Annotated in this window: 13 protein-coding genes; 7 read left to right on the top strand and 6 right to left on the bottom strand. The window is 37.0% G+C overall.

The genetic code is table 11. The annotated features are described in order from the left end of the window. Positions 1-362: 362 nt before the first annotated feature. On the bottom strand, positions 363-1,352 hold the full coding sequence (trpS, locus tag CEF19_RS03895) for a tryptophan--tRNA ligase (RefSeq protein ID WP_100404860.1): 990 nt from the start codon (positions 1,350-1,352) through the stop codon (positions 363-365). A gap of 194 nt (positions 1,353-1,546) precedes the next feature. On the opposite strand from trpS, the gene CEF19_RS03890 reads away from it, so the two are divergent. Together CEF19_RS03890 and CEF19_RS03885 are read left to right on the top strand one after the other, a co-directional pair. Next, positions 1,547-2,662 carry an MGDG synthase family glycosyltransferase gene (locus CEF19_RS03890; RefSeq protein WP_100404859.1) on the top strand — a complete coding sequence of 372 codons (1,116 nt, stop codon included), beginning with the start codon at positions 1,547-1,549 and terminating at the stop codon, positions 2,660-2,662. A 279-nt stretch (positions 2,663-2,941) separates the two neighbouring features. Then, positions 2,942-6,076, top strand: a complete 3,135-nt coding sequence (locus CEF19_RS03885) for a beta-galactosidase, LacZ type (RefSeq protein WP_100404858.1) — start codon at positions 2,942-2,944, stop codon at positions 6,074-6,076. Between the two features lie 153 nt (positions 6,077-6,229). Here CEF19_RS03885 and CEF19_RS03880 read toward each other — a convergent pair whose 3' ends face one another. Together CEF19_RS03880 and CEF19_RS03875 are read right to left on the bottom strand one after the other, a co-directional pair. Continuing rightward, a complete protein-coding gene (locus CEF19_RS03880; RefSeq protein WP_100404857.1) occupies positions 6,230-7,321 on the bottom strand; it encodes a class II aldolase/adducin family protein in 1,092 nt (363 codons plus the stop codon). A 16-nt stretch (positions 7,322-7,337) separates the two neighbouring features. Then, positions 7,338-8,564, bottom strand: coding sequence for a zinc-dependent alcohol dehydrogenase (locus CEF19_RS03875; RefSeq protein ID WP_100404856.1), 1,227 nt, complete (start codon positions 8,562-8,564; stop codon positions 7,338-7,340). Positions 8,565-8,704: 140 nt separating this feature from the next. On the opposite strand from CEF19_RS03875, the gene CEF19_RS03870 reads away from it, so the two are divergent. After that, positions 8,705-9,649 (top strand): diacylglycerol/lipid kinase family protein, encoded by a 945-nt coding sequence (locus CEF19_RS03870; RefSeq protein ID WP_100404855.1) that lies wholly within the window; start codon positions 8,705-8,707, stop codon positions 9,647-9,649. A gap of 200 nt (positions 9,650-9,849) precedes the next feature. Here the strand turns inward: CEF19_RS03870 and CEF19_RS03865 are convergent, their stop codons facing one another. Then, complete coding sequence (locus CEF19_RS03865) at positions 9,850-10,038, bottom strand: hypothetical protein (RefSeq protein WP_100404854.1); 189 nt, start codon at positions 10,036-10,038, stop codon at positions 9,850-9,852. A gap of 86 nt (positions 10,039-10,124) precedes the next feature. On the opposite strand from CEF19_RS03865, the gene CEF19_RS03860 reads away from it, so the two are divergent. Continuing rightward, entirely contained in the window at positions 10,125-10,682 is a 558-nt protein-coding gene (locus CEF19_RS03860; RefSeq protein ID WP_100404853.1) for a TlpA disulfide reductase family protein, read from the top strand. 101 nt (positions 10,683-10,783) lie between these two features. On the opposite strand, the gene CEF19_RS03855 is transcribed toward CEF19_RS03860, so the two are convergent. Both CEF19_RS03855 and CEF19_RS03850 read right to left on the bottom strand, forming a co-directional pair. Continuing rightward, positions 10,784-11,779: a sodium:calcium antiporter gene (locus CEF19_RS03855; RefSeq protein WP_100404852.1), complete on the bottom strand. Its 996-nt coding sequence runs from the start codon at positions 11,777-11,779 to the stop codon at positions 10,784-10,786. Positions 11,780-12,151: 372 nt separating this feature from the next. Beyond that, positions 12,152-12,694, bottom strand: coding sequence for an HD domain-containing protein (locus CEF19_RS03850; RefSeq protein WP_100404851.1), 543 nt, complete (start codon positions 12,692-12,694; stop codon positions 12,152-12,154). 156 nt (positions 12,695-12,850) lie between these two features. On the opposite strand from CEF19_RS03850, the gene trhA reads away from it, so the two are divergent. The 3 genes from trhA to CEF19_RS03835 all read left to right on the top strand — a co-directional run bounded on the left by trhA (position 12,851) and on the right by CEF19_RS03835 (position 15,155). After that, entirely contained in the window at positions 12,851-13,498 is a 648-nt protein-coding gene (trhA, locus tag CEF19_RS03845; RefSeq protein WP_100404850.1) for a PAQR family membrane homeostasis protein TrhA, read from the top strand. A 177-nt stretch (positions 13,499-13,675) separates the two neighbouring features. Beyond that, the gene (locus tag CEF19_RS03840; RefSeq protein ID WP_100404849.1) at positions 13,676-13,906 is read left to right on the top strand and encodes an excisionase family DNA-binding protein; all 231 of its coding nucleotides are present in this window, start codon (positions 13,676-13,678) and stop codon (positions 13,904-13,906) included. Between the two features lie 49 nt (positions 13,907-13,955). After that, complete coding sequence (locus tag CEF19_RS03835; protein WP_100404848.1) at positions 13,956-15,155, top strand: putative glycoside hydrolase; 1,200 nt, start codon at positions 13,956-13,958, stop codon at positions 15,153-15,155. The last annotated feature ends 13 nt before the right edge of the window (positions 15,156-15,168 follow it).

Raw genomic sequence — 15,168 nt, 5'->3', positions numbered from 1 at the left:
TGGAAAGTGATGCTTCTCTAAAATAAATGAGGATAATCTAGAACTGTGAGAAACGTATGAACGTTTTCATTCGCACGTTTACAAGCATTCGTTTCTTACCTATAATAAAGAAACAGGAATTAGTGAGGAGGAGAATGAATGGACGGATTTGCATATGGTGTCATGCAAGTGATGACGATAGTCTTACTTGTAGGAACGTTAGGACTTTCTTTTTTTGTCGGAAAGATTTGGAAAAAAAACAACGGCTATTAATTAAAAAGAAGGGGTTGTGTTATAAGGCCGGTTTTATCCTTATGACACAACCCCTTTCTTTATTTAAAGGCTCACAAAACTTATGAGTTAGAAGAGCGTTCTTATGGATTTTAACGCTTTTTACGCCCTAATCCCATCGCTCGTTCAGCTTTTTCGACCATACGAGAAGCCACAGCATTCGCCTTTTCTGCACCTTGGTCAAGTATGGCATCAAGTTCTGAGGATTGAACCAATTCATAGTAACGTGTTTGAATTGGACGTAAGGTTTGGACAACTACTTCGGCTAACTCTGCTTTGAAATCCCCATATCCTTTTCCTTCATATTGCTGTTCAAGTTCAGAAATTGATTTTCCCGAGCATAAAGAATAGATGGAAAGTAAATTAGAAACAGCTGGTTTTTCTTCACGATTAAAACGAATCTCGCCATCTGTATCAGTGACAGCGCTTTTGATTTTTTTTGTGATAGTATTTTCATCATCTAGCATTGAGATATAGCTTTTAGGATTAGGATTTGATTTACTCATTTTCTTTGAAGGGTCATTAAGTGACATAATTCTAGCACCGACCTTAGGTATTTTCACCTCGGGTATCGTAAAAATGTCGTTATACTTTTTGTTGAAGCGTTCGGCTAAATCTCTAGTTAGCTCTAGGTGTTGTTTTTGATCCTCACCAACTGGAACAATATCAGTTTTATAGAGAAGAATATCAGCTGCCATGAGTGGAGGATATGTAAGTAACGAAGCCGAAACAGCTTCTTTTCCTTCAGACTTATCTTTGAATTGCGTCATCCGTTCGAGCTCGCCAATGTAAGAAACGCATTGCATCATCCATCCTAGCTGAGCATGCGCTGGAACTTCAGATTGAATAAATAACGTCGCTTTTTGATAGTCAATGCCAACCGCTAAATAAAGGGCAGCAAGACTTTTAATATTCTCTCTAAGTTTTAACCGTTCTTGAGGAATCGTAATGGCGTGTTGGTCTACAATACAAAAGTAGCAATGATATTCTTCTTGCATATCTACAAAATGTTTCATTGCTCCTAAATAATTACCAAGTGTCAACGTCCCACTCGGTTGAATTCCAGAAAAAACAGTTTTCATAGGGCACACATCCTTTCTAATTACACTTTCACCTTAAAATCATATCAGATTGCTTTAAAAAAACATAGCGTATTTGCGAGGTGCCAGCCTTAAATGGAAATAGAAAACATGAATGTTCTAATTATTTCAGTGAACAATAAGCTATAGATGACATAAGACGATGGACAGCATGGTAATGGAAAAGAGGTTCGTTTATGAGTCACATCTCAATATTCTCTGCATCGATAGGAAATGGTCATAACGAAGCTTCTAGTGCCTTAAAGGAACAATTTGAGCTACAAGGTTTCGATGTTTCGATTATTGATACGTTTTACTCCATCCATCCTTTCTTGCATAAATTATTTTTAGAAGGCTATTTGAATATGCTTCGTTTTACTCCTCGTTTATGGGGGAAGCTTTATAAATATAGTGGTAAATATTCATGGTTCTTATTAATGGATCAGCTAGGTTCAGTTTTCAGTGAGCAGCTTTATCAAATGATCGAAAGAAATCAAACAACAATGATGATTTCTACACATCCGTTTGTTACGGGATTTTTAGTTGCTTTAAAGAAAAAGAAGAAACTTAGTATTCCTCTTTACACGGTGATTACTGATTTAGGATTACATCCGGCGTATGCTCGACCGGAAATTGATGGTTACTTTACGGCCTCTCCAGAAATTGAAGAGTTTGCTAAAAAACATAACATACCAATTCAGCAATGCTTTTGTACTGGTATTCCAATAAAAGCAGTTCCTGACACTACTATTCCTCGTCAGCAATTAAGGGAAGAACTACAGCTATCCCCCTCCGTTAAAACGGTAGTCATTACCGGGGGCGGACTTGGGTTAAGCAAATATGTGGAGATTATAAATCAACTTGAACAATTGAAAGAACCGATACAAGTAATATGTATGACGGGAACAAATAGGAAGATAGGTCAGCAAATTGATCGTGTTAAAAGTAAGCATTGTATTCGGGTTATCCCTTACACTGAACATTTTACACGCTACATAAGAGCGAGTGATGTTATTATTTCAAAACCAGGTGGATTAACAATGTCAGAGGCACTAGCCTGTGAAACACCGGTCATTATCTGTGATTCAGTCCCTGGTCATGAAGAAGAGAATGCTGATTTTTTAGAGAAGTGTGGGACTGCTGTAAAGGTTGAATTTGCCAAGGAGATGGTGGATGTCCTTGATAGAATTTTTGATGATAAAGTCTATTATGCATCCCTTGTATCAAATGCTAAAAAATTAAAAAAACCAGACGCAGCTCAAAGAATTATTCAAGCGATTGACATGTTGGAGGCCTCCAAGAAGGAGGGTTAAATAGTGTTTTAAGATAAAGGACCTTTCCGGGTCTTTTTTTGAGCTTAAATAAAGGTAAACCTAACTAATATCTATATAATAAATATTTTATGACTATCATCATTTCTTGTTATAATATACAAAAAAGGGTTAGTAGGTGGTGTATTATAAAGCGTTCTCATTTCTTCAAGGAATGTTACTCATATCTGAGGCTTTATATTAGCGAAAAGAAGGAACTGTACTATTTAGGTATAATTAGTTAAAGAGAATAAAATATTCAAGAAATGAGGAAGCAAAGCTATGTTTAAGCAATTAAATAAATTCAAGTATAACCCTCCTGAAAATGGTTACCCAGAATGGAACAATAATCCAGAAGTTTTTCAACTAAATCGATTACCAGCTCATGCGACAGCCATTTCATATGAAACGGTAGAGGAAGCGTTAAAAGGGGAACGTTCTAATTCTAGTTTTTATAAGTGTTTGAATGGATCGTGGTATTTTTCATTTGTAGAAAACCCACAAATACGAAATTTAGATTTTTATAAAAGTGATTTCAATTATCAATCTTGGGACAAAATTACAGTGCCGGCTCACTGGCAATTACAAGGAATCGATTACCCACACTACACAAATCTTCGTTATCCATGGGAGGGAAAAGAAGACATTCAGCCGCCGTTTGCTCCAACACAGTATAATCCAGTAGGTCAATATATTCGCTCTTTTTCAATTGATGATGCATGGAAGGATCAGCCAGTCTATATTAGCTTTCAAGGGGTAGAGTCCGCTTTTTACCTGTGGATAAATGGTGAACTCGTTGGTTATAGCGAGGACAGTTTTACTCCTGCTGAATTTGATATAACCCCTTACCTTGTTGAAGGTGAGAACAAGCTTGCTGTAGAAGTATATCGATGGTGCGATGCGAGTTGGTTAGAAGATCAAGATTTTTGGAGAATGAGTGGGATTTTTCGGGATGTATATTTGTATTCAACACCGCATGTCCATATCACTGATTTTTCTGTTGTAACAGAACTTGATGATTATTATCAAGATGCGGAACTAATTATACAAGCAAAATTAAAAAGATATTTAGCTGGAAAGTTAGGTACCTATGCTATTATCGCTAGTCTTACCACTCAGGAAAATAAAGAAATATTAAATAAACAGGTAAGGATTAATGGGAATTTAGATGAATATGAATCATCTATAAATATTTCAGCTCCTATCGAAAATCCTCTGAAATGGAGTGCAGAAAAACCAAATCTCTATACTCTTGTGTTGAGCTTACAAGATGAAAATGGAACGCTTATTGAAGCACAAAGCTGTAAAGTTGGTTTTAGAACATTTGAGTTGAAAGATGGTCTTATGAAAATCAACGGAAAAAGAGTGGTTTTTAAAGGAGTAAATCGTCATGAGTTTGCCGCTGAAAGAGGGAGAGCGGTCAATTATGAGGATATGGTGAACGATATTAAATTAATGAAAAAATATAATATTAATGCGGTTCGAACGTCTCACTATCCAAATCATCCACTATGGTATGATCTTTGCGATGAGTATGGGCTTTACGTAATTGATGAAACAAATCTTGAAACACATGGAACTTGGAAATACGGACAGGAGGAGTTGGGTGAAACTGTTCCTGGTAGTAGACCAGAGTGGACAGCAAACGTGCTAGACCGATGCAATTCAATGCTCCAACGCGACAAGAACCATCCCTCCATTGTCATTTGGTCACTTGGGAACGAATCATTTGGTGGTGATAACTTCTTAAAAATGCATAATTATTTAAAAGAGCAAGATCCAACAAGAGTGATTCACTATGAAGGGGTTTTTCATTACCGAGCCTCAGAAGCTGCTTCTGACATCGAAAGTACGATGTACATCCGTCCACATGCTGTTGAAGAATATGCAAAAAAGGCAGAAGTCATTGGTAAGAATGCCAAACCATATATTTTGTGCGAATACAGCCATGCAATGGGGAACTCATGTGGTAACCTTTACAAGTATACTGATTTATTTGAGAAGTATCCAATCCTTCAAGGCGGATTTATTTGGGATTGGAAGGACCAGGCACTTAGAACTCAAACGTCGGATGGAATTGAGTATCTAGCTTATGGTGGAGACTTTGGTGAAACGCCACATGATGGAAATTTTTCAGGCAATGGGCTCATTTTTGGGGATGGTAAAATCAGCCCTAAAATAGCAGAAGTGAAAAAGTGCTACCAAAATGTAAGGTTTGAGACTGTAGATGTCACTACAGGTACGTTTAAAGTGACAAATAATTATTTATTTACAAATTTGGAAGACTATCAACTAGATTGGAATGTAATGAAAAATGGGGAAGTGACAGAAACAGGTTCTGAAAAGATTAGTGTAGAACCAACTACTTCACAAATCATTAAGTTAGATAAATTAAACCTTAAAGAACGTGAGAAGGAAAATGAATATATCCTGACGGTTAGTCTTCGTTTGAAGGAAGATACTATATGGACAAAATCTGGACATGAGGTAGCATTTGAACAGTTTATTTTACCAGTAAACAGAGTGATGGATAAGCAAGCCTCAAATCCGGAAGTGCTAAAAACAAGAGAATCAAATTTAAATTTAGAAATTGATGGAACGCGATTTAGGGTTATTATTAATAAAAAAAATGGAGATATACGATCCTTTAGTTTTAAGGGGATAGAATTAATTAAAAGTGGACCAACTCCAAACTTTTGGCGAGCGATGACTGATAATGATAGAGGAAATAAGTTAAATGAAAGAAGTGCAACGTGGAGAGAAGCTAGTAAAAAACGTGAAGTGTATTCTTTCACATATGATGTAACAGACCAGGGTGTCAAAATCTCTGTAGAATATAAGCTACCAACTACATCATTGTCATTCTGTAATGTAAATTATTTGATTACAGGGGATGGGCGCATACATGTTGAGCAAGAATTAATCCCAGATAAGAACCTCCCGGAGCTTCCTGAAATAGGGATGATGTTAACAATGGATCATTCATTTGAAAATATAACATGGTACGGGAAGGGACCACATGAAAATTATTGGGACCGAGCGCTCGGTGCAAAGATCGGGATATATACTGGAAAGATCCAAGATCAATATGTCCCTTACCTAAAACCACAGGAATGCGGTAACAAAACAGATGTGAGATGGGCAACGATAACAAACCAAGATGCTGTTGGATTAAAAGTAACCGGTTTAAAACCAGTAGAGATAAATGCTTTACCTTACACGCCTATAGAACTTGAGGAAAACGACCATGGATATAAACTACCTAAAAGTGATAAAGTGTGTTTGCGTATAAATTACAAACAAATGGGAGTTGGTGGTGACGATAGCTGGGGAGCGATTACCCATCCAGAGTTTACACTTTACTCTGATAAAACTTACACGTATTCATATACAATAGAGGGCATTGAGGAGAAATAAACATATTCCTTCGCAATGTTCGAAGTCGCTACATCTTTTAAAACCTTACGATGAGGGGTTTTCTCATCGTAAGGGAAGTAGCGAACGAAACTATAATCATATCCTTTTGTTTTTTGAGACAGTTTTATCTAGTTGATAAGTTTGATATTCAAATTAATTCATTGGAACTTGCTTTACAATTTTTCCTTCTATCCGTTCAAAAATATTTTCAAGCGACGGTCCGGTAATCGTCAGTCCATGATTTTTGAGCCCAATTATTGCTTCTTCAGGTTTATCTGCCTCGCGAATAAGGGAGGCGACGGTTTCCGCAAGTTCAATCGTGCCACAAGGGTAATTAATCTCTGTCGCTTCTATCCCATCCATCCATGCATGAACGTGGACAATGGCTCCTACATTTGAATGCTCTTTGTAAATCATCCAGTGTTCAATTGCATCAACAGAAGCCCTTTTGGGTTGTATATCTGGAGGAATACTAACCTCAATATGGTTATGTTCTTGACTGTAACCTTTTATATAAAGAATATCTCGACCGATTTCCTTCATATTCCCTTTGTCAATTCCGCTTGCACTCATCCAGAAGTTGTCTTGACTAGACCTGGCACTCAAATTCCCATAACTTAATCCCCCTAATCCAAATAATTTATTAAGATGACGCAAATCTCGTTTACTCAAATAGGTATCAAGAGGGAAAGGAGCTGGAAGTAATTTCATATTATCTAATCGTTTTCCTGATTCCATTAAAGATAAGGTAGTTTGGTTACCTTCCCAAAGTGCAGTCGGCAAATCTTCTGAGTAGTGGTTATCAATCACAAGTTTGGAACAGGTTAAAGGCTGGAGTCTTTCGTAAATCTTATCAAAAAAAGTGTCTTCATTATCCCCACTGCCATATTCAATCGAGTAGTATCCTTGCTCTGGTGTGAGAAAATGTAAGGTTGTTTTTTCATGTTGATGATTAATATAAATTAAATGATTAGCGAGTGAACGAATTAAAAATGGATAAACTTCTTTAAATAAATCATAAGGTTCTCCACTACTCTCAAGAATGGCAACGACAAATGTCCCTTGGGCTTTGCGACGGAACGGTTTCACCTCATCTTCTGTAATAAAGTGGAAAACTAACTGAAGTGGTTCCAGAGATTCATTAGTAAAGGAAAATCCATTCTTTGAAAACACAGTAATAAGATTTTTTGAAAAATGTTGTAGATAAGTACTACTTGGTCGTGAACCCATCATGAAATTTCTCATAAATTAATATTGCCTCCTATACCCGAATGTCATGCTCAAAAACTACCTTAATTACTCGTTTACTGCTTTTATTGGTTATTGTTGAAAAAGCTGTCTTATATTCATGAAGAGGGTAACGGTGCGTAATCATTGAAGAAAGGTCGACTTTCCCTCTTTTCATTAGTTCGATAGCAATGTCCAATGTACTCCTGCGACTTCCCTCAAATTCATTTGAACTATAAGCGAAACATCCTTTAATTGATAATTCGTTTAACCAAACGGTTGTCCAATCGATTTTCATCATACTTGCTAAGCCTAATAAAACGATACTTCCGCCACTTTGTGTTAGGCGGAGTGCATCGTTTACGCTTTTTGAATTTCCGACGCATTCGTAGACAGTATCGGCACCACCTTGAATGACTTCTTGACCAAAAATTGGTCTTAGTCGCTCTGCTTTAAAAATTTCTGCTACTTGTTTGATATAGGAGTCATTTAAGTAAACAACATAATCTGCCCCGAGTTTTTTCGCCATTTCACCTTGAAATGTATGTTTCACTAAAACAGTGATGATACAACAGTAGTCAAGAGCTTTTAGTGCAGCAATGATACTAAGCCCGATCATCCCTGCCCCTATAACAAGTGCATGTCCACCTTGTTTTGGAGGATTTCGTAAGACTGCATGTAATGCACAGCTAAAAGGTTCAATTAGTACACCGTTTGAATCGTTAACCTCCTCAGGAAGGGCTAGAATCTGACTTTTATGGGCAACCAAATAAGGACTCCAGCTTCCCCCTGTTTTTTTACAAGCTCCAATAAGTAAACCCGGTCCGATATCTCCCTTTGTCTTATAATGACAGAGGCTTTCGTCGCCTCGTTGGCATGCAGGACAATATTCCAATCCTCTACTTTCACATGATAAGAGAGGATTGACGACAACTCTCTGGCCCTTTGAAAATCCTTCAACATTGTTTCCCAATTCAGCAATTTGACCTACTGCCTCATGCCCGATTGTAAAAGGAAAAGAGGCAAACGGAGAAGTAGCTGGGCTATCATGTAAAAAAAGTAAGTTCATATCACTGCCACAAATACCACCGAATCTCACCTTGATTTTCACCCAATCTTCATTTGGTAAAGGAGGCTCTTTAATTTGAGACATGCTAAGACAAGATAAAGTAGGATGCCAATGTAGAGAAGGGAACCAACGACCTAGTATTTTTGACGCGGTGTACTTAGAGATATCAAATTTAAACTGAAGCGCATTCATTGAATCACCTCTGAAAAGATGTAACATTATTTGTTTAACTTGTGCAAAGAAATGGTTTTTATTCTCTTATTTCCATAAAAAAGGTTGTATATAAAAAAGTAGAAAGGGAAAAATGGTAGTCACTCAAAGGGGAGATTGCTATGTATGCATTTGTTGTCAATCCGCATTCTGGAAATGGTCGTTCGTTAAATGTTTGGAAAGAAGTTGAAATGATTTTGTTGAAAAGAGACATTATGTATAGAGTGCTTATGACGCAAAATAAAGAGGATTTGGAGCAGTTTATTACTAAATTGAAAGCTTCCAAAAAACCAATAAAAGCTGTTGTCGCACTTGGAGGAGATGGAACGATTCACGAAGTAATCAATTATCTAAAGGGAACATCATTTCCTTTTCGAGTGATTCCAACTGGTTCAGGAAACGACTTTGCACGAGCTCAAGGAATAACAAGGAAGGTTCAAAAAGAAGTGGACTTAATTCTAAAGGGTCGGATTGAGAAAATAGATGTGTTGGAAATGAGAAATAGACACTGCATCACAGTAATCGGCTTGGGTTTTGATGGTGAGGTTGCTAGAGTAACCAATCAAATGAGGTACAAAAAATGGTTAGGTCGGTTAGCTTATCTGTATAGTGTTCTAAAAGTTTTATCTTATTATAATCCATCAGCAGTTAAGGTTACAGTAGGTAGGGAAGAGAGAACATTTAATCATGTTTGGTTAGTGGCAGTAGCGAACCATCCTTACTATGGGGGGGGAATGAAAATTTGTCCGAACGCAAATAGTCAAGATGGTAAGCTAGATGTATGTGTAGTACACGGTTTATCAAAATGGAAACTACTCTCTTTGTTTCCTCGAGTTTATAAGGGAAGTCATGTTTATTGTCAGGGAGTGACTACATATCAGACAGATTCTGTTCATATCCAAAGTGAACAACCATTACTCATACATGGTGATGGAGAAAATATTGGTCACAGCCCTGTAACAATCTCAATAAAAAAAGAAGAACTTTACTTAATCTCCGACAACTCGTTGGGGGCGGCAGCCGAAAGAAGAAAGGCTAAGGGTTTTAGCTTGCCGCCATCACGTTGACACAATTTTAGCTCTTATGAAATTGACGTTGTTTCGAGAATGAATCTTTAGGTTGTTCGTATTCAATTTCATAAAATAACTCTAAGAAACAGTAAAGATATTCTTTCATATTGGCAAAATAAACTTTCATTTTCATCATCCATTCGTGTATTTCGTATGACTAATATGCACGAATATCGACAAAAACATGCGGAAGTTTCTTATTTTTCCGCATCATTCTTCTGTTTTTCTATTTTTCGTTCCATTTGCCGAAGTACCCATAAAACAATATTAATAACTACTATCGTATAAAATAGCCACTCAATTCGCCCCTCATTTCCATAAGAAATGACAACATAGATAGCTAAAGCAAGGATACCAATCAATTGAAAAATTTGTATTTTAGACACAGAGACTTCCCTCTTTCGCATGTTTTCTCTTTAATAGACATACATTACATTATAGCATTATTTTAGAACGGAGAGAGGCGTGAGGAATGAAAAATCGTCAAGCGTTTTACCGGAGTGTTTTAATTATTCTATTATGTGGGGTCGGATTTTTGTACAGTCAATCAAAAAGCGTCTTTCAACAAGTAGAGGAGGCGGTGGCTGCTTCAGTTCAACAAGGAGTTCAAGTAGGAAACGAAGCTGCTCCCTTTCAGTTAAAGACACTTAGAGGGAAAGAAGTTTCACTGTCAGATTTTATTGGTCAACCTGTTGTAATTAATTTTTTTGCAACATGGTGTGGTCCTTGTCAGGAAGAGATGCCTATAATAGTGGAAATGGAAAAACGTCTTAGTGCTAAAGGTGTAGCATTTTTAGCTGTGAATATGACCAGTCAAGAAGAAAACAAAAAAGAAATCCAACCTTTTCTGAATCATTTTAGAGCCCCATTTGATGTTCTTCTTGATGAAGAAGGGGATGTAATGGAACAGTATCAGATGATTGGGATTCCGACGACCATTGTGATTGATGAGAAAGGCGTTATTATTCAGCGTATAAACGGAGGACTTACTTACGGCGTAATGGAAGATTTAATTGTCCTTCGCGATTAAGGGAACAATGTTACTAATAAGGCTATCTCAAAGGTCAGGTTCACCTTTTGAGATAGCCTTATTGTTAAGGAAAAAGTCTTCATTCGGAGAAGCCGCAAGGTTTATTGAATAAAGATTAAATAAGAAGAGATGAAATATAAAACAACGAGAATCGCCGAAGGAACCATATAACGGTACGTTGTTAGTTGTGGTTTTCTTATTAAGGAATAAAGAACGACAACTGATAATATCCCTACCGCGGCTGCAGTAATTTGATGAACTTCAGAAACTGCAGAAATAATCGAACCTTTTCGATAAATAATATCCGACAAAGTTAAAATTAAAATGTTAAAAAGATTACTTCCTAAAATTGATCCTATAGCTAAATTATTGTTACGAAGCCTCAGTGCAATGAGAACGGCTACCGCTTCAGGTAAAGAAGTTGTTAATGCGATAAGAAAGCTACCAACAAAACTTGCTCCAAGACCCGTAACAACAGCAATTTCATCACCTAAAATTGTTAACAACGTACCCGCTCCCATTATTACAATAGCTGCAATAATGAAGCCAATAATCGCCTTCTTCAAGGGGACGGCAGAAAGGTTATGCGTGTTATCTGACTCATTACTTGCTGTATTGGCCTCTTCAGGATATTTTTTAGATAATTTTGATACCATCCAAACACCAAATCCGTAAATACTTAGTATAACTAAAACATCTATCCCAACCCCGAGTATTGTATAGTCAATTCTTAAAGTTAATGCTAATAAGGAAGTAATCGCAAGCAGTAAGCCAACACTAGCAGTATAAAAGTGGGTTCTAGAAGTCCCATAAAAAATTTGATTTTTTCTAAAATATAAATCGAAACAGGCAAGAATAAGTAAGTTGAACATATTACTCCCAAACACATTTCCTACAGCTATATCCGGTGTATCAAGGACAATTGCTGATACACTTGTTGTAACCTCGGGCAACGATGTGGCACCTGCTAAAAAAATTGTGCCAACAACCATGCCGCCGAGTGAAGTTTTTTCACCAATTGTGTCTGCGTATGTAGAAAGTTTTATTGCTGCATATACGGTAATAGCTGCTGCTAGGGTGAACCAAATAAATACCATGAGTGTATACCTCCTATTCAAATAAAAACAAAAAAGACCTTTTTATGATAGTTTGCCCTAAAATAGGCGAAACACTCATAAAAAGGTCTTGCGTTCTTTGTATTTTTTACAAAGCTCAATGAACCGAGTGAATGGCATCACTGTCATGACGATTCATTGACCGACTGGTCGCTACTCCCCTTTTTGGGCTATCTATCCAATTTTTTAAATCTTAACACAGGAGGCTTATAACCGTCAATTCTACTTCGATTAGTGTTTTTTAGGTTGTCTTCATGCAAAGTCTTTATGATTCGTACAGTGTTGAGTGCTTTATATCGGGCTTAAAATAAAGCGTTATCGCCACTTAGTGATCTCATTTTTTGATTGGCTATTTCAACCACTTTGTTCATTTGCACTATGCCAATTGCTTAGAGCATTATTTACCTTCTCATCTAAAGCATGAAGCATTCTTTTCGCGCGCATGTCTGAAATCTGTCGATAGTGATGTTCGCCACTAGGTTCTTCATCTGCTTCATCCGCTTTTGCCACAACTTGCTGGAGAGGATTTAAATGTAGCTCCCCCTGGGGTAGATAAGAGTCAGTATGAAGAAGAATGGCTAAAGCTATTGATTTTGCTGAACGAGGATGCTCACCAAGACGTATTAATAATTTATGAGCTCGCTCTGCTCCTTTTATTGCATGGATATCATTTTCTTTATATAAGTCATAATCCCACTGGCCGTTTCTATACCATGTATAATGCCCAATATCGTGAAGAAAGGCTGCTTTTGTTGCGTGATCTGGATTGACGTTGTACTTTTTAGCTAACCGGTAAGCGTGATAGGCACAGGCAATTGCATGCGCCATCCCCGAGCGTTTAACATATTTTTGGGTAATAGGGTGCTCAAATAATTGTGTCAATGTCACATATCTCATTGCCAACCCTCCTTTATTTTTACCATTCAAAAATGTATTTTATCTATTATATAAATCCTACCGGATTGAGGCAACTTCAAAGTCCCAAATGGAGACCCCATAAGTTGTAAAGTTGTAGTAATCTGATATAATTATCATAATTGAAGGGGGCGAATTATGGGTTCAACTCATACGTTTTCAAAGTCTGAGGAAATTGCAAATGCAATTACTCATGGGGTTGGTGCTATCCTTAGTATAGCAGCCTTGGTCTTACTCATCGTGTTCTCGAGTATTTATGGCAATGCTTTACATGTTATTAGCTTCACCATTTTTGGAGTGACGATGCTTACACTTTACGTTTCTTCAACAATGCTCCATAGTTTACCTGCTGGTAAAGTTAAAAACTTGTTCGAAATTTTAGATCATGCTTCAATCTATCTTTTTATAGCAGGAACCTACACCCCAATTATGCTTATTGTCGTTCAAGGAAAACTAGGCTGGACTCTATTTGGAGTTATTTGGGGATTAGCTTTAATTGGAATTATATTTAAAGCATATTTTGTGAAACGATTTCTATTCATGTCGACCATTTTTTACATTATAATGGGATGGCTTGTTATATTTGCAATTAAGCCAATTATAGAGGCCTTATCCACAGTAGGAATAACTTTTTTAGTTGCAGGGGGACTTTGTTACACAATTGGAACGGTGTTTTATGTTTGGAGAGGTTTTAAATTTCATCATGCAGTCTGGCATTTGTTTGTATTAGCAGGTAGTACGTGCCATTTCTTTTTAGTTTTTTGGCACCTATTGCCAAGGGTTTAATTTAAAAGTCTTTGCTAAGGGTTCTCAACCGTTTATCTGTTGAGAACCCTTATTTTATCAACCGTTTTTTCTTTCAAGGAGAGCTATCAAAGAGTTCTTTTAAAATAAACAGTCTTTAAAAAAACGAGATGACAAATTCTGACGGATAACGGTATAATTTGATGAGGAGGGCTTTATATGTATGTAAAGGTAGCTGAGTTAGCAGCATATTTGAATTTATCTGAAGGATATGTGTACGACCAAATAAAGCTTGGTCATATTAAGGCAGTTTTTGACGGAAAAGAATATCTGATTAATAAAGAACAATTTATATGGCATAAGGAACAACTGGACCTAAAAAGAATCCAACTTGCTCAGGAACAACAGGAACCTCTTCCTGAAGATTGGGATGCTAAAGATGAGGACTAGGACATACACTAATAATATGGATAAAAACCTTAATAAAGGCTGTGATTAAATGAAGAAAAAACTGGTTTGGGTGCTCTTGCTTCTAGTCTTGACAAGTATTTTGCCTATTGTTATTTCTGCCGAGGAGAGTGAAGGAGTCATAGCCAAAAATCATATTGGCAAACTTATGAGCAAAACCGTGTTTAGTCTACCAGATCCAATGGCGCGCTTCATGTTTGATTCTGGCTATCAATTCACTTATCCAGAGGATGGGGTTCGGGGAATTTATGTCACAGGAAATTCAGCAGGAGGTCAACGCCTTAGTACATTACTTGAACTTGTCAATTCTACGGAGCTTAATGCAATGGTTATTGATATTAAAGAGGACAATGGCTATTTGACCTATCGACCCGAGAAGGAGTCTCCTTTCTATGATATTTCTAAAAATTACATTGGTGATGTAGAAGAGTTAATGTCCACTTTAGAAAAGGAGCAAATTTATCCTATTGCTCGTGTCGTAGTTTTTAAGGATACGGAGCTCGCAATGAAGCGGCCAGAACTTTCTTTTACGGAAAATGGCCAGGTCTGGAAAAATGCTCGTGGCGAAGCGTTTGTTAATCCATTTTTAAAAGAAGTTTGGGATTATAACGTCGATATTGCTAAGAAAGCGGCAGAAAAGGGTTTTAAAGAAATTCAATTCGATTACGTTCGCTTCCCTGAAGGTTTTGAAAAACGAGATGAACAACTTGAGTACGAATTAGGTGAGTATCGAGACGGTGATGATAACGTCCAACGAAGAGTTAATGCAATAAATGATTTTGTCCGTTATGCGAATGAACAATTAGATAGTTATAACATCGATGTTTCAGTTGATATTTTTGGGTACTCTGCCACAATTAAGGAAGCTCCAGGAATTGGCCAAAATTTCTCGAAAATTGCATCGAATGTAGATGTTATCTCTTCAATGATATATCCGAGTCACTGGACCCCTTATTTTGGAATAGATAAACCTGACTTACATCCTTATGAATTGACAGTTGAGTATGCAAAAGTAGAAAAGCAAGTTCTTGCAGCTTTAGAATCGCCTCCAACTTCTAGACCTTGGATTCAAGATTTTACAGCAAGTTGGCTTGGTGCGGGAAACTATAAAAAATATGGTAAAGCTGAAGTAGAGGATCAAATTAGGGCATTAAACGAGCAGGGAATTAACGAATATCTACTTTGGAATGCAACAAATCGTTATACACAAGGGGTTAATTATAAACCTTAACTAGAAAAAGCGT

The organism is Bacillus solitudinis (genome assembly GCF_002797395.1).
Classification (GTDB): Bacteria; Bacillota; Bacilli; order Bacillales; family Bacillaceae_D; genus Halalkalibacter_A; species Halalkalibacter_A solitudinis.
The sequence above is the reverse complement of the archived record's forward strand: the minus strand, read 5'-3'. Positions and strand labels throughout refer to the sequence as shown.